A 20,761-nucleotide genomic window follows, 5' to 3' on the forward strand; every position below is an offset into this window, starting at 1 on the left:
TCACCATGAGCGAGTCACAGTTCCGCCTTCCCGACGTGGGCGAAGGCCTGACCGAGGCCGAAATCGTCGCCTGGAAGGTGGCACCCGGCGACACCATCGTGGTGAACCAGGTGATAGTCGAGATCGAGACCGCCAAGTCGCTCGTCGAGCTGCCGTCGCCGTTCGATGGGGTCGTGGGCCGGTTGCTCGTTGACGAGGGCCAGACCGTCGAGGTTGGCACCGCGATCATCACGGTGGATGCGACGGGTGACGAGGCCGAGCTCTCGGCAGGTTCAGGAACCGCGGACAGTGTCGAGACGGACCTCGTGCAGGATACGGCGGCGAGCGTCTCGCAGGACGAAGAGGCGACAGCGCCGCTGGTTGGGTATGGGAGCTCCGGTCACGGTTCGTCCAGGAGGCGCGCGCGGTGGAGCTCAGGGGATCGCGCCGGCGATCCCGCGACCCCAGCGCCGAGCGAGCGCGCGAGTGAGGGTCGCCTCCAGCGGACAACAGCATCCGCCGGCACGGTCATCGCGAAGCCGCCGATCCGCAAGCTCGCGAAGGATCTCGGGGTCGACCTGGGCCTGGTGACAGCAACCGGGCCGATCGGCGACGTGACCCGTGACGACGTGCTGCGCGAGGCGACGCAGGCGGGCGTGTTCCACAACATCCAGACGCCGGAGTGGCCGGAGACCCGCGAGGAACGCATTCCGGTCAAGGGCGTGCGCAAGGCCATCGCCACGGCCATGGTGTCGAGCGCGTTCACCGCCCCGCACGTGAGCGTCTTCGTCGACGTGGATGCCACGCGCACCATGGAGTTCGTCAAGCGCCTCAAGAACTCCACCGACTTCGCCGGCGTGAAGGTCTCGCCGCTGTTGATCATGGCCAAGGCCATGATCTGGGCGGTGCGCCGTAACCCCACGGTGAACTCGGCGTGGACCGATGAGGAGATCATCGTGCGCCACTACGTAAACCTCGGCGTGGCCGCGGCGACCCCGCGCGGACTGATCGTGCCCAACGTCAAAGAGGCGCAGTCGATGTCACTGCTCGAGCTTGCCGGGGCGCTGGAACAGCTGACGCTGACGGCGCGAGACGGCAGAACTCCCCCGGCGGACATGGCGAACGGTACCATCACGGTGACCAACATCGGCGTCTTCGGCATGGACACCGGCACCCCGATTCTCAACCCCGGCGAGGTGGCGATCGTCGCGCTCGGCACCATCAAGCAGAAGCCGTGGGTGGTCGACGGCGAGGTGCGGCCGCGCTACGTCACGACCATCGGCGCCTCCTTTGATCACCGCGTGGTCGACGGAGACGTTGCCAGCCGCTTCACCGCCGATGTCGCCGCCATCATGGAGGAACCCGCACTGCTGCTCGACTGAGTACGTGGCTGCTTAACGGCGGATGCGTCCGCCCGGGTGGGCGGACGCATCCGGTTACCGCGAGTGCGGCTGGGCGCTACTTGGTCTTCGCGTTGTCGGCGAAGGTGGTGTCGACGTACGTGCTCGGCTTGAGCGGCGTCGTGTACTGGATCGCCTTGGCGTCGATCCAGACCTTCTCCATGTCGGCAAGCTGGTCGGGCAGCGGAGCCAGGTTCGGCAGCCACGAGTACAGCGGCACCGCCTTGAGGGATTCCACCGTCTGGTCGGTCGCCTTCGCGATGATCTTCATGTTCTCATCGGAGTACTTCTTGTCGCCCTGCAGGTCGGCCGAGGCGCGCACCATGGCGTTGAAGAAGGGCTGGGCGAGTTTGGACTTGACGAACTTGCCGCCATAGATCACGCCAGTGCCCGAGGTGCCTGCCGGCGTCTGCCAAAGCTTGACAGCGGTGCCATCGTTGACGGCGTTGCTCCAGAACGGTGCAGAAACGAAGGCGCCGTCGATGCTGCCGTTCTTGATGGCCGTGGGAATGTCCGGGCTGCTCAGCTGAACGAAGGTCACGTCCTTGTTGCTGAGGCCCGCCTCCTTGAGCGCCATGCTCACGTAGAACGCGCTCGTGGCGCCGCCGCCGCCCAAGGCACCGATGCGCTTGCCCTTCAGGTCCTTCACCGAGGTGATGGTGCCGTTGTCGTGCTCCTTCTTGGAGACGATCAGGGCGGATGCCGGCTCGTCGCTGTCGTCGGAGACACCCATCGAACCGACGACCTTGATGTCCAGGCCCGTCTGCACCGCGCTGAACATGCCGGCCGCGAAACCAGCCGCCACGACGTCGAGCTTTCCGCTGGAGGCCAGCGGAATCGCATCCTGACCGGACTTGACGTTCTGCAGGTTGAGCTTGATGCCCTCGTCCTTGAAGTAGCCCTTGGCCTCGGCGATGTAGATCGGGGCGAAGATCGAGAGCTGAACGATGCCGACATTCACGGTCTGGAGCCCCTTCGCTCCCGAACCCGTGTTGCCCGAGTCGTTCGATGATGCGCAGCCGCTGAGCGCGAGGCCCGCGGCCGCGACGACGGCAACGACCGCCATGGTTTTCTTCAGGGGATTCTTCACTGTGATTTCGCCTTCTTTCGATGGTGGTTCGAGCGCTGCCAGGGCAGTAGCGCTCGTTCGAGCAGAATGATCAGGCCCGTGACAATGGCGCCGACCAGGGATACGGTGATGAGCCCGACGAACATCGTCGCGGGCTGGAAGAGCTGCCAGGAGTTCCAGATGAGGTAGCCGAGACCCGTGTTGGACGCCACGAACTCCACCGCCGTGATGACGATGACCGCCATGCCGGCTGAGACCCGCAGCCCCGTCATGATGGAGGGCATCGCCGCGGGCAGCAACACGGTGCGGAACAGCTTCCAGCCGGTGGCATTGTATGCACGCGCAGCTTCGAGGATGCGGCTGTCGATCTGGATGATTCCCGCCAGCGTGTTGATCTGCACGACGAAGAACACCGAGATGACCACGGCCAGGACCTTCGGGGTCTCGGTGAGTCCGAAAATCAGCAGCAGCAGGGGCAGGATCGCGATCTTGGGCAGGGCGTACAGGGCCGTGAACATCGGCTCGAGTGCCGCTCGAACCGGGCGCCAAACGCCCATCAGCATGCCGGCGATGATGCCCAGAATGCTTCCGATGACAAACCCTGTGAGCAGGCGGGCGACCGTGGCGGCGAGGTGTCCGAACAGCTCACCGCTCGTCACCATCTCGGCGCCGCGAACGGCGATCGCCGAGGGCGGGCTGAAGAGCCGCCCGTCGATGACGCCCGTATCGGCGGCGACCTCCCAGGCCACGAGCAGCACGAGGGGCGTTGCTATTGCCAGCAGCACGTCGCGGGTCTTGAATCGCCGCTCGCGTGCGTTCTCTCGATCGATCGCCGCCTCGAGCTCGGGGTCGGTGCCCGCGGCTCCGCGCGAGTTCGGCATCTTCGTGGTCTTCTGTGTGTCGGTCATTGTCGGTACCCCGCGTGTCGCATCCGTCATGAGAACTTCATCGAGGCCTGCACCTCGTCGCGCAGCGACTCCCAGATGTCCTGCTTCATTCGCGCGAACTGCGCGGTGCCCTCGACCTCGATGTCGCGAGGCCGGCCGAAGGGTACGTCGATAATCTCCTTGACCCGCCCGGGGCGCGAGGACATCATGACGATCTGATCGCCCAGCAGCAGCGCCTCCTCGATGGAGTGGGTCACCAGCACGACGGTCTTGCGCTCCGCCTCCCACAGGCGCACGAGCTGCTCCTGCATGAGGATGCGCGTCTGGGCGTCCAGTGCTCCCAGCGGCTCGTCCATAAGCAGGGCCGGCGAGCCGGTGGCGAACGCCCGCGCGATGGCGATGCGCTGGCGCATGCCGCCCGAGAGCTGGTGGGGGTAACTGCTCTCGAATCCGGTGAGGCCGACCTCGGCGATCCAGCGACGCGCGTTCTCCAGCCGCTCCTTCTTGGGAACGGATGCCATGTTCTCGCCGAATGCCACATTCTGCAGCACGTCGAACCACGGGAACACGCCGTGCTCCTGAAAGACGAAGGCCGACTGGGGAACCTTGGTCTTCGGGGCGTTGTGCTGCACGTCTCCGACGGTCGCGGTCTCCAGCCCGCCGAGGATGCGCAGCAGGGTGGATTTGCCGCATCCGGATGGGCCGACGATGCAGGTGAACGAGCCCTCTTTGAGATTGAGGTTGATGTCGCTCAGGGCCTGCACCCGCTTGACGCCGGTAAAGACCTTTGAGAGGTTTCTCACCACGAATGCGTCGACATCGGTGGCGACTGGTGTTTGAGTCATTTCTACTTTCGTCTGGATGGTATTCGAGGGCCGTCGGGCATTGTCAGGTGCCGTGCGGGCGGGAATCGTCGAAGTCTAGATCAGTGCTCGCTGTTCTTCGAGACGGCGCCGGGTCTCCGGGAGGTCGTGCGCGCCGGCCTCGGCGTAGACGGCGGCGGCCACTCCACAGGCGTGGCCTGTGGCAAACGAGGTGCCCATGACACGAAGGGATGCGTATGCGCGGTTGTCCGAACTCACCAGGCGGCCGCCGGCCCAGAGGTTGTCGTGCGTGCTCGAGCAGATCGCGCCATAGGGAATGTGGTACCAGCCCTTGTTCCTGATGCCGCCGTATTCGGTGATGCCGGGCGCCACGTGATTCTCCATGGGCCAGCCGCAGCGCGCGATGGCGTCGTCTTCGCGCTTGCGCCCCTCGGTGACATCGTCGGAGGTCACTTCATCGAGGCCGTGCAGCCGGCGTGCCTCGCGAATGCCGATCTGCGGGCCGGTCGCCGCAAGAAAGCTCGACGCCCAGCCGGCGTATGAGTCACGGAATGCGGCCAGGTAGTGCCAGCTGAGCTGGCGGGCCTCGATCTCGGCGCGGGTGAGCTCGGCCACGTCCAGAACGTCACGATGCTGGTCGGCGAGCAGCAGCATGACCTCCCGGGTCACCGGCATGCGCACCGCGATCCCGCTCGTGCGCACCAGCTCGACGCCCGTCTTCTCGCTGTACTTCTCGACGGCACGCCGCATGCCCGACGGTGAGAGATCCGCGCCCTCTTCGACGCCGCCGATGCGGATCACGAGGGTGCTCGCCTGGCGTTCGACGAGATCGGAGAGTCGTGCTGCAGCGCCGGCGGCGTGAATCAGCGCCCCGTCTCCGCTCGCGTCGATGAACGTCTTCGCCCGCAGAACGGTGGATCCCGCGCGATGGGCGAACTCCACACTCGTGATGATTCCGTCGTGGGTCTCGGCCGAAATGAGCTGGCTGTGCAGGTACAGGGTGATTCCGGCTTCGGCGACCAACTCGTCGAAGACGCTCTTCGTGGTCTCCATGTCGAGCAGAACGACGGTGTTTCCTGATTCCTCCATCGTCTGCGTCTGGTACACATCGCGCTGGCTGAAGCGGTCGAGAAGCTGCTGGCCTACTCCCTTCACGACCTGCTCTTTGCGCTGGTCGAAGAAGCCGCAGTGGGTGAGAACGGAACTGATCGTCGCCGCCCCACCCAGGAATCCGTACCGTTCCACGAGGCACACCGTCGCACCGGACTGGGCGGCGCCAACGGCAGCCGCGATTCCCGCGGAACCACCGCCGATCACAATGACATCGAAGTCGAAGGGGTTGTCGTCATTGACGTGCTGCAAAAGGCTGGTATCTCTTTCGTTCCGTGCCCCGTCTCGTGCGGGCACGCATCCGGTGTCGTCTGTGAAACTCTGCCGTGAGGCGGTGCATACGTCAAATACCCGTTGGGCTTGGTGTGTATGCCTGCGGGGCATAGGCTCGCACAATGGAGCTTCGACACCTCAGGTATTTCGAGAAGGTGGCCGGCTACGGCTCGGTCAGCAAGGCCGCCGCGGCCCTCACCATGACCCAGCCCACCCTGAGCCGACAAATTCTCGAGCTCGAGGCCGAACTGGGGCACGATCTGTTCGAACGCACGGCAAAGGGGGTGACCCTCACCGCTGCGGGCGTCGGGCTGTTTCGCCACCTGGAGGTGGTGTTCGCACAGCTCGAACGCATCCCCGAAGTCTTGGAAACCTCGAGTCGCTCGCAGGAGCTCGTGCGGGTCGGCATCCCCCAGGGACTGCCGCACGCCTGGTTTCTGGCCCTGCTCGACGCGGTGCGCACCGAGATGCCGGATGCCTCCATCTCGCTTCACGAGGCCACCACCTACGACCAGCAGCAGCTTCTGCAAAACGGTCTCATCGACGTCGCTGTTCTGCACATGCCTCCGCCCGAGCTGGACTCGGTTCAGGTGCTCTCGCAGAGGATCGGCCTTGCCGTGCCAATGGATTCGCCGTTGCTCAACCGAACCATGCTCGGTTTTGGCGACCTCGCCGGGCTGCGCATCATGGCGCACGCGACGGGGGCCATCACGATTGAAGAGGCGCGGCTGCGCGCCGAGTCCGCAAAGGCGGGCGTGGAAACATCCTGGGTCTTCCGCAAGTTCTCGGAGCACAGCAGCCTCATCGCCATCAGCTCGGGGGTCGACGGGGTGCTGGTGACGCGGGCCACCGCGAACCGCCACCTGGCCGACTGGGGATGGATTCCGATTCGCAACCAGGACGACGAAGGTCACACCACCGAGGTGCGCAGCTGGCTCACTCTCACGCCGTCGGCGCGACCGTACCTGCGCCGTCTCGTTGCGGTCATGGTTGCCGCCGCAAAGCGCCTCGAGGTCGAGCTCGACCCATCGTGAGCGGCGCTGTGCGTTGTCGCCGACATCCGACAGCCGCATCCGCTGAGGGGCAGACTTTGGCCCCTCAACCGCCACTTTGAGGGGCCAAAGCTTGCCCTTCAGCGAAAGGGCTGGTGCACACGCTGTGACGCCCTGATCACCGCGCAGCGGTCTGGCTCAGGCGAGCGCGGCACCACGCTTGAGGAGCACCGAGCGGATGCTGCGCACCAACTCCTCGGGGTTGCACAGGTCATCGGCGTTGATCTCGATCACAAACCAGCCGTCGGCCTCGAGCCGACGCCGGCGCGACATGTCCTTGCGCCACTGACCCTTGTTCTCGCGGTGGTAATCGCCCTGATACTCAATCGCCACCTTCTCGCGTCGATAGCGCAGGTCGAGGCGCGCGAACACCGTGCCGTTCGCCTCGACGATGTCTCGGTTGATCTCCGGAACGGGCAGCCCGCCGAGCACCAGGATCACTCGCAGCACCGACTCCGGGTGCGACTCCGCCCGGTCGTTCAGCAGCCCGAGCGCCTGCCGCAGCAGCCGCCGCCCGCGCCGACCCGGGTAGCGCTCGACGGCAGCGGCGAGCTCCTCGATCGTGACGATGGGCAGGCGCCAGTGGATGAGGAAGTCTCCGACGGCGACAAGATCGTGCAGGGTCAGTACGGATGCGAGGTCGCATCACGTGCGCGCCGGTGCTGTCGTGCGCAAGCCGCGCTGCAGCATCCGGTCGCCGTCAGACAGCTGGAGCTTGTGGCCGATCACCCCGCGTGGGGACATCGCGCGCTGCGGCGCCGGCACGCTCACGTGCAGGCGCGGCTCGTGCTCATGCCGTGGCGGCAAGGGCGCACCCAGGAGCAGCCCAGCGGTCGCATGGCTGAAGACTGCATCGGAGGGGAGTCTCGCCTGAAGCGCCAGGCACTTCTGACGCAGGGCGAGCTCCCCGGCAAACGCGATGCGCGTGCCCCAGAACGGCGCGGAGAGATCGGAGCTGCGCAGGCGCTTGCGGGTCACGCCACTGTCGAGAGCGGCGCGTACGTTGAACGGTGCGCGAGCGAGTGCGTGGGGCAGGGGCTGACGATCGGGCATGCGTTCCATGATGTCGAGTGCGCGCGCCGGCCACCGAAGTTATCCACAGCTGCGCTGAATGCGACGGGACCGCATCCGTCGATTCACGCGTCTTCTCGGTTGAGGATCTTCGTTGAGGGGCAAACTTTGGCCCCTCAATCGCCACTTTCAGGGGCCAAAGCTTGCCCCTCAGCGAAAGAACCGAGGTGCACGAGATGCGGATGCGATCGGTGCGCAGACCGCACCGCGCTATCCGCCCCACAGGCGCATGTAGCGGGCGCGGGCGAAGAGATAGAGGCCGTACGCGATGAAGCCGATCGCCACTATCGCGAGCAGCCACGTGCCCAACGGCAGCGTCGCGAGGTATTTGAGGGCGCCGTCGAGCCCCGTCACCTGCGCCGGCTCGTCGAAAACCACCGCCGCAAGCAGAAGCGCGGCAACCACGAACAGGCCCGCCGCCTTGGCGAGGTGCCCGAAAGCGCCGAGGGTAAACACGATGATGCGTGTCGCCCCGGTGAGCGGCGTGAGCTCCTCGCTGAAGTGGCGACTCACTCCGCGGATCAGATGCGCGGTGGCAACGGATGCGACGACAAGCGCGACAGCGACGAGCAGCACGGCTCCTCCCGGCGTCTCGAGCAGCCAGACGCTGAGGCGATGCGCATCTTCCGTCTCCCGCGCGCCCCCGCCGGTGCCCGCACCGCCGGCACCCGTTCCACCAGCGGCGCGCCCCCTGCCGCCCCCGAGCGCGAACAACAGTGTCGCCACCCCGATGCCCGCGAATCCCAGCGCCTTGCCCACATCGGTGGCCCGTCGCATCAGTCGGGTGCTTTGCCTGGGGGCGGTGACCCACGCGGCATCCGTCAGCTGCCAGAACGCCAGCCCGAACAGCGAGACGGCGGCCACCCAAAGCACGAGAAAGCCGCCCGGCGTCTCGGCCACGGCGGTGAGCGCGCCCGACTGGTCGGCGCGCGCGTTGACCCCGGCGGCCACGCTGACCGCGATGGCACCGATGATGATGTTGACGACTCCGTTGGCCACGAGCCCGCCCCGGGCGAGCCAGCGAACGGGGGTGCTTTGGTTGGCTCGGCGTGCTGCGGCGCGAAGCCGTTCGCGGTCGTCCTCCACACGAATCGGCATGGCTCAATCCTATGGATGCGTGTTCGCCTGTAACGAAAGGGCAACGATCGAGACGGGGCTCAGATCGGCATGCTGACGGGGCGTACAGGGATGTTCACCGCCGAAAAGTGGCGGATTTCCGCGGATTTCGACTGGACGCACCCGCCCAGCCTTGATACGTTGTTCGATGGCCTTCGGGCCAGGAACCAGTCCGCGGCCACGCATTCCCGCTTACCCGGGAGAGCGTGGACGTATGGTTTTGCAAGGTTGAAGCGGCCCCATGGTCGCTCCCGCTTTACGGTTCGAATCGCCCTGGCTCATGCACGCTGATCGTGTGGCCACCGCTTGATGGGCAACCGGAGCATTCCTGGCAAAACCCGGCCGACAGAAACGAAAGCCGCAGCGCGAGACCCGACGTTTTGCGCGCGTGGGCGGAGACACGTGACCGAAACGATTGCAGTACAGGCGAAGCACCTCTATAAGGTCTTCGGACGGCGTCCCAAAGATGTCGTCAAGAAACTCGAGGCCGGCGCCAGCCGCGAATCGGTGGCGAATCTGGGCACCGCGGCCGTCATCGATGCATCCTTCGAGGTGCGCACCGGCGAGATCTTCGTGGTGATGGGGCTCTCGGGCTCCGGTAAATCCACGCTGATCCGCATGTTGAACGGATTGCTCGAACCGACATCCGGCAGCGTCGAGGTGATGGGCACCGCCATCAGCGGCATCGCCGCGTCGCGCCTGCGCGAGGTGCGCAAGCGCAGCGTCTCCATGGTCTTCCAGCACTTCGCCCTCATGCCACACCGAACCGTGCTCGACAACGCCGCATACGGGCTCGAGGTGCAGGGCGTGCCCCTGCCCGAGCGTCGCGAGCGGGCGCTTGCCGTCGTCAAGCGCGTCGGACTCAGCGGATGGGAAGACAAGCTGCCCAGCGAGCTCTCCGGTGGAATGCAGCAGCGTGTGGGCCTGGCCCGCGCGCTGGCCAGCGACACGGACATCCTGCTCATGGATGAGGCGTTCTCGGCGCTCGACCCGCTGATCCGTCGCGAGATGCAGGAGCAGCTCGTCGAGCTGCAGGCCGAGCTCGGCAAAACCATCATCTTCATCACGCACGACCTCAACGAGGCCATGTTCCTCGGCGATCGCATCGCCGTCATGCGTGACGGCCGCATCGTGCAGACGGGCACACCCGAAGAAATTCTCACCGACCCTGCCAATGACTACGTGGCTCAGTTCGTGCAGGATGTCGACCGGGCACGGGTGCTCACCGCGGCCAGTGTGATGGAGCCGGTGAAGGCCCTCGTGACGGTGGCCGCCGGTCCGCGTGCCGCGCTGCGCGTGATGCGCGACCTGCAGACATCCGCCGCCTTCGTGGTCGGAGACGGCCGCAAATTCCTCGGCGTTGTGCGCGACAAAGACGTGATGCGTCAGGTGAAGGCCTCCGAGACCGACCTCTCCAAGGTGCTGCTGCACAGCGGCGGAACCGTGACGGGTGAGACCCAGCTCTCCGAGTTGTTCGAGGCATCCATCGAGAGCGACCTGCCCGTGGCAGTGATAGACGAGAAGCAGCGCCTGCTCGGCGTGATTCCCCGCGTCACGCTGCTGAGCGCGCTCGGCAACATTCCGACGAATACCGCCGAACTTCCCATCATTGAGCCGCCCGCGACCATTCCCATGGATGTGATCACCGAGACGCTGCTTGCGACCGGCGGCCCCAGCGACGACGACTCGCTCGTCGGCGCGGAAGGAGGCGCACGATGAACGACGTTCTCTTCCGTATACCGCTCGGCGACTGGGTCAATGTCTTCGTCGACTGGGTGACGAGTGCACTCAAGGGCCTCTTCGACGTGATCAGCATGATTTTCGGCGGCTTCTACGAAGGCGTCGACTGGGTTTTCGCCACGCCGCCGTTCTGGCTCATCATGATCATTCTCGTTGCGCTCGGGCTCTGGGCGCGCGGCCTGGTCTTCGGCGTCGGCACGGCCATCGGCCTGCTGCTGATCTATGGCGTGAACCAGTGGGACAACGCGATGCACACCATAGCGCTGACCCTGGTGGCGACGATCATCGCCGTCGTGATCAGCATTCCGGTCGGCATCTGGATGTCTCGATCGTCTCGCGCGTCGACGGTGATCAGGCCGGTGCTCGACTTTCTGCAAACGATGCCGGCGTTCGTCTACCTCATTCCCGCGATCATCCTGTTCGGGATCGGCGCGGTTCCGGGCATCGTTGCAACCATCCTGTTCGCCATCGCACCCGGCGTGCGGCTGACCGAGCTCGGTATCCGAGGTGTGGACAAGGAGGTCGTCGAGGCGGGTCACGCCTTCGGCGCCTCCCCGGGTCGCATCCTTCGGCAGATTCAGCTGCCGCTGGCCATGCCCACCATCATGGCCGGTGTCAACCAGGTGATCATGCTCTCGCTGTCGATGGTCGTCATCGCCGGCATGGTCGGATCCCCGGGTCTCGGCAAGCCGATCGTCGCCTCGTTCCAGACCATCGACGTCGGCCTGGGCTTCGAAGCCGGCCTCTCCGTCGTGATCCTCGCGATTCTGCTGGACCGCCTCACCGGATCGCTGGGCAGCGGCCGCGTGAAGCGGCTGGGGACCCGCAAGGCGGCAGGTGATGCCTCGAGCGCGGATGCGCCCGACTCGCCCGTCGAGCGCGTCGAGCAGGCAGATCTCGACTCCACCCAGACATCGGTCGGCGTCTAACCGCCCGGTTCAGCGTCGACGCCGCCACGAACGCGTGGCGCCGGCGCACACCCAATCACCTGGTTCACAGCACCAGGACGAAAGGAAAGTATGAAGAAGCGTTTCTTGACAACCATCGCCGTGGGAGTCGCGACAGTGTTCGCACTCACCGCGTGCGCGGCCGGCGATTCCGGCAGCGGCGGCTCCAGCAGCAGCGGATCGGACAGCGGCGACAAGAAGGACCTGACGATAGCCGTCTTCAGCGGCTGGGCCGAGGGCGAGGCATCCTCGTACCTGTGGCAGCAGGTGCTTGAAGACAAGGGCTACAACGTGAAGCTCGAATCCGCCACCGCAGGCCCCGTCTTCACCGGCCTGGCTCAGGGCGACTACGACCTCACCTTTGACGTGTGGCTGCCGAACACCCACAAGGAGTACTGGACGAAGTTCGGCGACAAGCTCCAGAAGCTGGGTTCCTGGTACAAGGATGCCCCGTTGACCGTTGCCGTCAACAAGGATGCGCCGATCGATTCGCTGGCAGATCTGGCCAAGAACGCCGACAAGTTCGGCAACAAGATCGTCGGCATCGAGCCGGGCGCTGGCCTGACCAACGTCATGAACACGAGCGTCATTCCCGACTACGGCCTCAAGGGCATGGACTTCCAGACGTCGTCCACTGCGGCCATGCTGGCCGCCCTGAAGAAGGCGACCAAGGACGGCACGAACATTGTCGTGACCCTGTGGAAGCCGCACTTCGCGTACAACGCGTTTCCGATCAAGGACCTCAAGGACCCGAAGGGTGCGCTGGGCAAGCCTGACAGCATCTACTCTGTTGGTCGCGACGGCTTCGCGACGGACTACCCGCAGGTCACCACGTGGATGAAGAACTTCACCTTTGATGACAAGCTGCTGGCCGACCTGGAGAACAAGATGTTCAACAGTGGCGCCGACGAGTCGGAATACCCGAAGATCGTGAAGACCTGGATGGCCGACCACAAGGACTTCGTGGACGGTCTCACGAAGTAGTCGCCACTTCGCTGGTTGAGGAGCGAGGAACGAGCGTCTCGAAACCTGCGTGGCGAGCGCAGGTTTCGAGACGAGGCCTCGTTCCTCGACCTCTCCTCAACCAGCGGCCATCTGCTTTTGACAATCATTATCAATAGCGAGTAGCGTCGTCGTCAGTGGTGAACAGGTCACCACTTAGACAGGCTCCTCATGCAGCACAAGTTCCTCGCCATTCCCGCGCTCGCCGCGGCCGCAGCCCTCGCTCTGACGCTCGCCGGATGTGCGACCGACACCTCTGCACGCGCCTCGGATGCGACATCCGGCCCGGTCACGGTGGTCGCCTCGACCAATGTGTACGGCGATATCGCCAGGCAGGTGGGCGGCGACCTCGTCAGTGTGACCTCGATCATCGATGATCCCGACAAGGATCCGCACGAATACGAAGCGGATGCCCGCAACCAGCTCTCCCTCTCCAAAGCCCGCATCGTGATAGAAAACGGTGCCGGCTACGACGATTTCATCGACACCATGCTGAAGTCAGCGGGTGCCAATGAGGCCACGGTGCTGAATGCCGCCGACCTTTCTGGCTACGACCAGAAGCCAGCCGACGGTGAGTTCAACGAACACCTCTGGTACGACTTTCCTACTATCGAGAAGCTGACCGCCTCGCTTGTCGGCGCGCTCTCGAAGGCGCAGCCGGCATCCGCTGAAACCTTTGCCGCGAACGGCAAGGCCTTCACGGCGAAACTTGCGGTGCTGGAGGCTACCGAGGCCTCGCTCAAGGCGAAATACGCGGGCACGGGTGCGGCCATCACCGAGCCGGTGCCTCTCTATATGCTCAACGCGATAGGGCTCGAGAATAAGACGCCAGAGAAGTTCAGCGAGGCCATCGAAGCAGACACCGATGTGGCGCCGAGCGTTCTCAAGGCCACGCTCGGGCTGTACAGCAGTCACGCCGTCGCGGTGCTCGCCTACAACGCGCAGACCACCGGCGCGCAGACCGAGGCCGTGCTGAAGGCCGCGCAGAAGAACGGCATTCCCGTCGTCGCCGTCACCGAAACCATGCCGGCCGGCAAGAACTACATTTCGTGGATGACCGCGAATCTGGATGCTCTTTCGGCGGCGTTAGGCAAGTGACGCGGGCAGCGCATAGCCTCTCTCCTGTGGAGTCATCCGTTCTCAGCCTGCGCAACGCCACGCTGCGTTTCGGCGAACGTACCCTCTGGGGCGGCCTCGATCTCGACGTCAAGCCCGGCGAGTTCATCGCGGTGCTCGGAGCAAACGGCTCGGGCAAGACCAGCCTGCTCAAGGTGATTCTCGGGCGGCAGGGGCTCAGCAGCGGCCAGGCACGCTTTCTGGGCGAGGATGTGCGGCGCGGCAACCGGCGCATCGGTTACATCCCGCAGCAGAAGCTCGCCGACGAGGGCACGCCGCTGCGTGCGCGAGACCTGATTGCGCTCGGACTCGACGGGCACCGCTGGGGCCTGCCGTGGCCGTCGAAGGCCCGGCGCGCCCGCGTCGACGCAGTGCTCGACTCGGTCGGCGCCTCGCACTATGCCCGGGTACCCATCGCCACCCTGAGCGGCGGCGAACAGCAGCGACTGCGGGTAGGGCAGGCGCTCGCCGACAAGCCCCGCCTGCTGCTCTGCGACGAACCGCTGCTCTCGCTCGACCTCGCGCACCAGCGGGCGGTGAGTGAGCTGATCGACGAGAACCGGCGCGCGAGCAACATCGGAGTGCTCTTCGTCACCCATGACATCAACCCGATTCTGGGCATGGTAGATCGGGTTCTCTACCTGGCGGGCGGGCGGTTCCGCATCGGCACGCCCGACGAGGTGCTGCGCAGCGAGGTGCTGAGCGAGCTCTACGGCTCGCCCGTCGACGTGATTCGCACCCGGGGTCGCATCGTGGTCGTGGGCACGGCCGAGGCGCCGCACGCGCATCCGGACGGTTTGCACGCCCAGCACGACGAGCACCACGACCCGGGCCACGCCGACGAATACCACGAGGAGGTGAAGCCGCTATGACGATGGCCAACGACCTCTGGTCGCAACTCTTCAACTTCGCCGACTACGGCGAACTGCTCGTGCTGCTGCAGAACTCGATCCTCGCCGGCGCCGTTCTCGGCCTGGTCGGCGGCCTCATCGGCATCTTCGTGATGTCCAGGGACATGGCATTTGCGGTACACGGGGTCAGCGAGCTGTCGTTCGCCGGGGCATCCGCCGGTCTGCTGCTGGGCGTTGGAGTCGTCGAGGGCTCGCTCGTCGGCTCGGTGATAGCGGCACTGCTTATCGGCATCCTGGGCTCACGGGCGCGCGACCGCAACTCGATCACGGCCGTGCTGATGCCGTTCGGGCTGGGCCTGGGCATTCTGTGCCTGGCGCTGTACCCAGGGCGCAGCGCCAACAAGTTCGGCCTGCTCACCGGTCAGATCGTGGCCGTCGACAACCCGCAGCTCGGCTGGCTCGTGGCGATAGCCGCCATCGTCATTGTGGGGCTGCTTCTGGTCTGGCGCCCGCTGATGTTCTCCAGTGTCGATGCGGATGTCGCCGCCGCGCGAGGCGTTCCGGTGCGGATGCTCTCCATCGTCTTCATGCTGCTGCTGGGTCTGGCGGTGGCCGTCTCGGTGCAGATCGTGGGAGCGCTGCTCGTGCTCTCCATTCTTGTCACGCCGGCCGCGGCGGCGCTGCGCATCTCCTCCTCCCCCGTGATCGCCCCCCTGCTCAGCGTGGTGTTCGCCGTGGTGTCGATGGTGGGCGGCATCATGCTGGCGCTGGGCGGCAGCATCCCGATCAGCCCGTACGTCACCACCATCTCCTTCCTTATCTATGTGGTCTGCCGTGTGATTGCCGCGGTGCGGGCGCGGCGTGGGCTCAGCGGGCGTCGCCCGGCGGCGGTCTCGGCCCGGCCCGATATGCGTGCCCGCGGCTATTCTTGAGGACATGAAACGCAACACCTGGCAACGCGAAGCGGTGCGTGAGGCCCTCGGCTCACGCGACGACTTCGTGAGCGCCCAGGGGTTACATCTGAGCCTGCGCGAGGGTGGCTCGCCTATCGGCCTGGCCACCGTGTACCGCGCGCTCGCTGACCTCGCGGTGGAGGGTGAGGCCGATTCGCTGCAATCGCCCGAGGGCGAGAGCCTCTATCGCGCCTGCACGAGTGGCCATCACCATCACCTGATCTGCCGCAATTGCGGCCTCACCGTTGAGATCGAAGCGGATGCCGTCGAGCAGTGGGCGCGCTCCGTCGCCGCGCGCAACGGCTTCACCCAGGCGCAGCACGTCGTCGATGTCTTCGGCCTCTGCGCTGCCTGCAGTTTGCGTGAGACGCCTCGAACAACGTAAGCTTGATCTTTGGCTGAATGGACTCCTTCCGTTCAGATCGTACGTAACTCCCCTCTTTCACAAGCAGGTGGATGAATCGTGCCGACAAGAGATCTTGGGCAGAGCATCTGTTCTGCGGTATTGATGGAGGAAAATCATGGCAGCAGTGTGCCAGGTGACGGGAGCCGTTCCAGGCTTCGGTCACGCAATCTCGCACTCGCACCGGCGCACCAAGCGTCGCTTCGACCCGAACGTGCAGAAGAAGACGTACTACGTGCCGTCGCTTCGCCGTAACGTCACCCTGACGCTCAGCGCCAAGGGAATCAAGGTCATCGACGCGCGCGGCATCGAGCGCGTGGTCAAGGACATTCTGGCCCGTGGGGAGAAGATCTAATGGCTAAGTCACAGGATGTTCGTCCGATCATCAAGCTTCGTTCGACGGCAGGCACGGGTTACACCTACGTGACCAAGAAGAACCGTCGCAACAACCCCGACCGTCTCGTGCTCAAGAAGTACGACCCCGTAGTGCGCAAGCACGTTGAATTCCGTGAGGAGCGCTAAGACATGGCTAAGAAGAGCAAAATCGCCCGCAACGAACAGCGCAAGGTGATCGTCGACCGCTACGCCGCCAAGCGCCTGGAGCTCAAGAAGGCTCTCGTCGACCTGAACGGCACCGACGAGTCCCGTGAGGCCGCTCGCGTTGGCCTGCAGAAGCTGCCCCGCAACGCTTCGCCGGTGCGCCTGCGCAGCCGCGACGCCATCGACGGCCGCCCCCGTGGTGTGCTCACGAAGTTCGGTGTCTCCCGTGTGCGCTTCCGCGACATGGCACACCGTGGCGAGCTGCCCGGCATCACCAAGTCGAGCTGGTAACGCTTCACACACGCATCCAATAAAAGGGGCGACGACTACGGTCGGCGCCCCTTTTTGGTGTCTGCGACGCGACACACCGGGTCAAACTGCGCTAAAGGTGCGCAAATCCGCGAGATCTCGCGGGATTCTGATACATTCAAGGCGGTCGAACAGACCAAACGTTATGGCCTTCGTGGTCTCAACCGTTCCACTGAATAGAGCTGTTTCACACAGCAGAAGGTCCGAGGAGGACACTCAATGGCTGACAAGTCGCTTAACAAGACCGAGCTCGTTGCTGCAGTTGCCGCTGCATCCGGCCAGAGCCAGGCTGCCGTCGGTGGCGTGCTTGACGCATTCTTCGCCACGGTCGCAGACACCGTTTCCAAGGGCGGAAAGGTCACGATCCCCGGTTGGCTCGCCGCCGAGCGCACCGCGACCGCTGCCCGCACGGGCCGCAACCCGCAGACCGGTGCCGAGATCAAGATTGCTGCCGGCCACCGCGTCAAGCTGACCGCTGGCTCGAAGCTCAAGGCTTCCGTCAAGAAGTAACTTCGCACGCTTGTACCGCGAGGGGTACCGACTTCGGTCGGTACCCCTCGCGTTTTTTAGGCCCCCTGCGTCGGGCCGGCGCACAGCGTGGCGCGCTTAGGCTTGTGTGGTGATCAGAGCACTCCGCGTGACGGCCCCCGCCGTGCTCATCGTGGTCTCCTTTCTGGCCCTGTTGGCCGCACTCGCCTTCGGCGGTGGGGCGGATGCGCCGCTCCTGTCAGACCCCGGCGCACCGGTGCGCTACGGTCTGCCCATCGCGAAGCTCCTCGTCAACCTCGGTGCGGCGGGAATGATCGGTTCCCTCGTGCTGGTCTGTTTCGGGCTGAGCCCGGAACGTGGGGAGCAGAACGCGGCACTCGACGTGGCTGCGGCATCCGCTGCGGTGATGACGGTGGCGAGTGCGGTCACCGGCTTTCTCACCTATGTGAGCGTCACGGGCATTCCCATCGCGCCAACCCAGGAGTTCGGTGACGGGCTCAATTCGTTCATTACGAGCGTTTCGCTGGGCCAGGCCTGGCTGTGGACCACCCTGATCTGTGCAACCGTCACGGTGCTGTGTTTCGCCGTGCGCAACCAGACCGCGCTCATCTTCGTCACCGTGCTGGCGCTTGGCTCATTGCTGCCGATGGCGCAACAGGGGCACGCGGCCGGCACCTCCGGCCACGATGCAGCCGTCACAGCGCTGGGCCTGCACCTCGTGTTCGCGGCGGTCTGGGTCGGTGGGCTGCTCACCATCGTGCTCCTGCATCGCACGCTCGACCGTGCGCGGCTGGTGACGGTGATCGAGCGCTATTCGACGTTGGCCATCGTGTGTTTCGTGGTGGTGGCGGCATCCGGATACGTCAGCGCCGAACTGCGCATCGGCACGCTGGACAAGCTGCTCACCCCGTACGGGGTGCTGGTGCTCGTGAAGGTCGCCGCGCTGTGTGCACTCGGCCTGTTCGGGCTCATGCAGCGCCGCTGGCTCATCGAGCGGCTGAAGGCGAAAGGTACGCGCGGCCCGTTCTGGTGGATGGTCGTGGCCGAGCTCGCCTTCATGGGCATCGCGTCGGGGGTGGCGGCGGCCCTGGCCCGCACGGCGACGCCCGTGGCCCAGGTGTTGGGCAACGCCCCGACGCCCGCGGAGATTCTCACTGGCGACCCGTTGCCCCCCGCGCTGACGCCGCTGCGCTACCTCACCGCATGGAACTTCGATCTGCTCTGGCTGCTGGGTTGTGCCTTCGGCCTGTTCTTCTATCTGGCAGGGGTCTGGCGGCTGCACCGCCGCGGCGACCGCTGGCCCGTTCTGCGCACCGTGTCGTGGGTGGCCGGCATTCTGCTGCTGTTCTACATCACCAACGGCGGCGTCAGCGTGTACGAGAAGTACCTGTTCTCGGCACACATGACGGTGCATATGGTGCTGGCCATGATGGTGCCGCTGTTGCTGGTGCCGGGGGCGCCCATCACCCTGGCACTGCGCAGCATCCGTAAGAGAGCGGATGCGACGCGCGGCCCCCGCGAGTGGATCATGCTCGCCGTACACTCGCGCATCGCCGGTTTTCTCGCCAACCCGCTCGTCGCCGCAGTGTTGTTCGCCGGCTCCCTGTGGGTGTTCTACTACAGCCCGCTGTTCAGCTGGGCCACGACCGACCATATCGGCCACGAGTGGATGATCGCGCACTTCCTGGTGACGGGCTACCTGTTCGTGCAGTCGCTGATCGGCGTGGACCCGGTGCCGTACCGGGCGCCGTATCCGTTCCGTCTCATCCTGCTACTGGCCACCATGGCGTTTCACGCCTTCTTCGGGCTGGCGATCATGAACGCGAGTGGGCTGTTCCTGGCCGACTGGTTCGGCGCGATGGGGCGCACGTGGGGAGCGAGCCCGCTCGCCGACCAGCAGACCGCCGGCGGCATCGCGTGGAGCATCAGCGAGATTCCCACGGTGATTCTCGCCATCACGGTCGCCGTGCAGTGGAGTCGCAGCGACGAACGCGAGACGAAGCGGCGCGACCGCAATGCCGACCGCACCGGCGAGGCCGAACTCAACGAGTACAACGCGCGCCTCGGCAGGCTCGCCGGTCGCGACTAGCGCCATTGCGCCACTTCGTGTCGCGTGCGCCAGTCGGGGTGGCGCATCCGGCGCGAACTGGCGCATACGCCGCCCGAACTGTGGCTGCGGCTACACGCGGTCTTCTGCGTCGAGCACGGCGCCGGCCGCGGCGAGCAGGGGTTCGGCCTTCAGCAGCGTCTCGGCGAACTCCGCCTCGTCCTTGGAGAGTGCGGTGATTCCGCCGCCCACGCCAATCCAGCTCGCGTTCTCGGTGATCACCATCGATCGGATGATCATGGCCAGGTCGACCCGGCCGGTGTCGGCCATGTAACCGAAGGCGCCCGCATATGGGCCACGCGGACCCCGCTCAAGGCGGTCGATGATGGTCATGGCGCTGTGTTTGGGTGCTCCCGTCATCGACCCGCCGGGCAGGCACGACTCGAGCACATCCACCCAGAAGAGCCCGTGGGCGAGCTGCGCAGAGACCGTGCTGACGAGTTGATGCACGTTGGCATACGACTCCACCTTCAGCAGATCGGAGACCTCGACCGTTCCCGGCTTTGCGATGCGGTTCAGGTCGTTGCGCATGAGGTCGACGATCATGATGTTCTCGGCGATCTCCTTCTCGTCGTTCGCCAACTCGACCCGAAGGGCCTCGTCGTGGGCGTCGGTGTCGCCCCGCGGCCGAGTTCCCTTGATCGGCCGCGTTACGACACGGCCGGCGGGGGAGACCTCCAGAAAACGCTCCGGTGTCGAGCTGGCGAGCGCGAGCTCCGGCGTTCTGACGAAGCCGCCATGATGGCTCGCATTCGTGCGCCTCAGGCGCCGGTACACATCCAGCGGATCGAGCGCCGTCTCAATGGTGATCTCGTTCGTGAGGCAGATCTGGTAGGCGTCCCCCCGGTCGATCGCCTCCCTGCATTGCCGAACCATGTCGAGATACTCGGCCCTGTGGTGGCGAAGGTGTGCGCGCGACGGTGCCGCCGGCGGCGGCTCGGCCGCCGAGCGTCCGACGAGAGCGGTGAGCTTGCGTTCCGTCTGCTCAATCCAGCGCAGCGGATGCGTCGACGTGCGTGAGGCGCGCATCGTGACGGTGCGTCGCGTGTGGTCGAAGGCGAGCGTGCGGTCGGCGAAGATCAGCGCGGCATCCGGTGTCACGGCGCGATGGTGCGGCGAGCCGACGAGCGCCGCTCCGAGCTCGTATCCGAACCATCCGACCCAGCCGAGGGTGAAGCCGTCGGGCTGCGGAACAGGTCGAGCATTCTCGCGTTCCGACTCGCGCAGCAGATCGAAGATCGATCCCGGGTATGGCTTCGAATCTGAGTCGTCGCCCACGCGTCGAACGGTGACCTCACCTCCGGGTGATGCCACGGCGGTGACGGATGCCGGGGAGGGCGAGCCGAGATAGCTCACGCCCGTCGTCGCATCCGCACCACTGTCGAGCCAGAAGGCATTCGTCTCCTTCGAGAAGAGCGTGACGAACGCGACTTCCGGGTCGACCCAGAACCCGAGAGTCAACTCGTGATGGCCTGGCGGAGAATTGTCCAGCTGCATGGGTCGGGCGCCTGTTCCGTGTCTTA

At 65.4% G+C, this 20,761-nt stretch carries 22 protein-coding genes; 14 read left to right on the forward strand and 8 right to left on the reverse strand.

Annotated features, from left to right (window positions below; translation table 11 throughout):
* Positions 1-5 precede the first annotated feature (5 nt).
* A complete protein-coding gene (locus tag ASC63_RS04990; RefSeq protein ID WP_055810469.1) occupies positions 6-1,361 on the forward strand; it encodes a dihydrolipoamide acetyltransferase family protein in 1,356 nt (451 codons plus the stop codon).
* A 76-nt stretch (positions 1,362-1,437) separates the two neighbouring features.
* On the opposite strand, the gene ASC63_RS04995 is transcribed toward ASC63_RS04990, so the two are convergent.
* From ASC63_RS04995 to ASC63_RS05010, 4 genes are all read right to left on the reverse strand, one after another.
* Positions 1,438-2,469, reverse strand: a complete 1,032-nt coding sequence (locus ASC63_RS04995) for an ABC transporter substrate-binding protein (RefSeq protein ID WP_200936781.1) — start codon at positions 2,467-2,469, stop codon at positions 1,438-1,440.
* Positions 2,466-3,356 (reverse strand): ABC transporter permease, encoded by an 891-nt coding sequence (locus ASC63_RS05000; RefSeq protein WP_082487236.1) that lies wholly within the window; start codon positions 3,354-3,356, stop codon positions 2,466-2,468. Before ASC63_RS05000 ends, ASC63_RS04995 begins: the two co-directional genes overlap by 4 nt.
* Before the next feature lie 26 nt (positions 3,357-3,382).
* Positions 3,383-4,180, reverse strand: coding sequence for an ABC transporter ATP-binding protein (locus ASC63_RS05005; protein WP_055810471.1), 798 nt, complete (start codon positions 4,178-4,180; stop codon positions 3,383-3,385).
* 75 nt (positions 4,181-4,255) lie between these two features.
* Positions 4,256-5,521, reverse strand: a complete 1,266-nt coding sequence (locus tag ASC63_RS05010) for an FAD-dependent oxidoreductase (protein ID WP_055810472.1) — start codon at positions 5,519-5,521, stop codon at positions 4,256-4,258.
* 143 nt (positions 5,522-5,664) lie between these two features.
* On the opposite strand from ASC63_RS05010, the gene ASC63_RS05015 reads away from it, so the two are divergent.
* A complete protein-coding gene (locus tag ASC63_RS05015) occupies positions 5,665-6,576 on the forward strand; it encodes a LysR family transcriptional regulator (protein ID WP_055810474.1) in 912 nt (303 codons plus the stop codon).
* Between the two features lie 156 nt (positions 6,577-6,732).
* Here the strand turns inward: ASC63_RS05015 and ASC63_RS05020 are convergent, their stop codons facing one another.
* From ASC63_RS05020 to ASC63_RS05030, 3 genes are all read right to left on the reverse strand, one after another.
* Positions 6,733-7,044 (reverse strand): DUF559 domain-containing protein, encoded by a 312-nt coding sequence (locus ASC63_RS05020; protein ID WP_055810476.1) that lies wholly within the window; start codon positions 7,042-7,044, stop codon positions 6,733-6,735.
* Between the two features lie 195 nt (positions 7,045-7,239).
* Positions 7,240-7,647 (reverse strand): hypothetical protein, encoded by a 408-nt coding sequence (locus ASC63_RS05025; RefSeq protein ID WP_157487582.1) that lies wholly within the window; start codon positions 7,645-7,647, stop codon positions 7,240-7,242.
* 228 nt (positions 7,648-7,875) lie between these two features.
* Positions 7,876-8,763, reverse strand: a complete 888-nt coding sequence (locus ASC63_RS05030; RefSeq protein ID WP_055810480.1) for a DUF1206 domain-containing protein — start codon at positions 8,761-8,763, stop codon at positions 7,876-7,878.
* Positions 8,764-9,183: 420 nt separating this feature from the next.
* Here ASC63_RS05030 and ASC63_RS05035 point away from each other — a divergent pair, with 420 nt between their 5' ends.
* The 12 genes from ASC63_RS05035 to ASC63_RS05090 all read left to right on the forward strand — a co-directional run bounded on the left by ASC63_RS05035 (position 9,184) and on the right by ASC63_RS05090 (position 19,220).
* Positions 9,184-10,500 (forward strand): quaternary amine ABC transporter ATP-binding protein, encoded by a 1,317-nt coding sequence (locus tag ASC63_RS05035; protein ID WP_055810483.1) that lies wholly within the window; start codon positions 9,184-9,186, stop codon positions 10,498-10,500.
* Positions 10,497-11,450 (forward strand): ABC transporter permease, encoded by a 954-nt coding sequence (locus ASC63_RS05040; protein ID WP_055810485.1) that lies wholly within the window; start codon positions 10,497-10,499, stop codon positions 11,448-11,450. Before ASC63_RS05035 ends, ASC63_RS05040 begins: the two co-directional genes overlap by 4 nt.
* A 105-nt stretch (positions 11,451-11,555) precedes the next feature.
* Positions 11,556-12,452: a glycine betaine ABC transporter substrate-binding protein gene (locus tag ASC63_RS05045; RefSeq protein WP_235491815.1), complete on the forward strand. Its 897-nt coding sequence runs from the start codon at positions 11,556-11,558 to the stop codon at positions 12,450-12,452.
* A gap of 189 nt (positions 12,453-12,641) precedes the next feature.
* Complete coding sequence (locus ASC63_RS05050; RefSeq protein ID WP_055810488.1) at positions 12,642-13,568, forward strand: metal ABC transporter solute-binding protein, Zn/Mn family; 927 nt, start codon at positions 12,642-12,644, stop codon at positions 13,566-13,568.
* Positions 13,569-13,594: 26 nt separating this feature from the next.
* A complete protein-coding gene (locus ASC63_RS05055; protein WP_235491818.1) occupies positions 13,595-14,458 on the forward strand; it encodes a metal ABC transporter ATP-binding protein in 864 nt (287 codons plus the stop codon).
* Complete coding sequence (locus ASC63_RS05060; RefSeq protein WP_055810493.1) at positions 14,455-15,369, forward strand: metal ABC transporter permease; 915 nt, start codon at positions 14,455-14,457, stop codon at positions 15,367-15,369. The genes ASC63_RS05055 and ASC63_RS05060 overlap by 4 nt, the downstream gene beginning before the upstream one ends.
* Positions 15,370-15,373: 4 nt before the next feature.
* Positions 15,374-15,775, forward strand: coding sequence for a Fur family transcriptional regulator (locus tag ASC63_RS05065; protein WP_055810495.1), 402 nt, complete (start codon positions 15,374-15,376; stop codon positions 15,773-15,775).
* A gap of 136 nt (positions 15,776-15,911) precedes the next feature.
* Complete coding sequence (gene rpmB / locus ASC63_RS05070) at positions 15,912-16,148, forward strand: 50S ribosomal protein L28 (RefSeq protein WP_055810497.1); 237 nt, start codon at positions 15,912-15,914, stop codon at positions 16,146-16,148.
* Complete coding sequence (gene rpmG / locus ASC63_RS05075) at positions 16,148-16,315, forward strand: 50S ribosomal protein L33 (protein ID WP_055810499.1); 168 nt, start codon at positions 16,148-16,150, stop codon at positions 16,313-16,315. Before rpmB ends, rpmG begins: the two co-directional genes overlap by 1 nt.
* Positions 16,316-16,318: 3 nt before the next feature.
* Positions 16,319-16,624 (forward strand): 30S ribosomal protein S14, encoded by a 306-nt coding sequence (gene rpsN / locus ASC63_RS05080; protein ID WP_055810501.1) that lies wholly within the window; start codon positions 16,319-16,321, stop codon positions 16,622-16,624.
* Between the two features lie 237 nt (positions 16,625-16,861).
* Entirely contained in the window at positions 16,862-17,152 is a 291-nt protein-coding gene (locus tag ASC63_RS05085) for an HU family DNA-binding protein (RefSeq protein ID WP_055810503.1), read from the forward strand.
* 109 nt (positions 17,153-17,261) lie between these two features.
* The gene (locus ASC63_RS05090; RefSeq protein WP_055814933.1) at positions 17,262-19,220 is read left to right on the forward strand and encodes a cytochrome c oxidase assembly protein; all 1,959 of its coding nucleotides are present in this window, start codon (positions 17,262-17,264) and stop codon (positions 19,218-19,220) included.
* Between the two features lie 90 nt (positions 19,221-19,310).
* Here ASC63_RS05090 and pabB read toward each other — a convergent pair whose 3' ends face one another.
* Entirely contained in the window at positions 19,311-20,735 is a 1,425-nt protein-coding gene (pabB, locus tag ASC63_RS05095) for an aminodeoxychorismate synthase component I (protein WP_055810505.1), read from the reverse strand.
* Positions 20,736-20,761 lie beyond the last annotated feature (26 nt).

The sequence above is a fragment of the Leifsonia sp. Root112D2 genome, assembly GCF_001424905.1.
In the GTDB taxonomy this organism is placed as follows: domain Bacteria; phylum Actinomycetota; class Actinomycetes; order Actinomycetales; family Microbacteriaceae; genus Root112D2.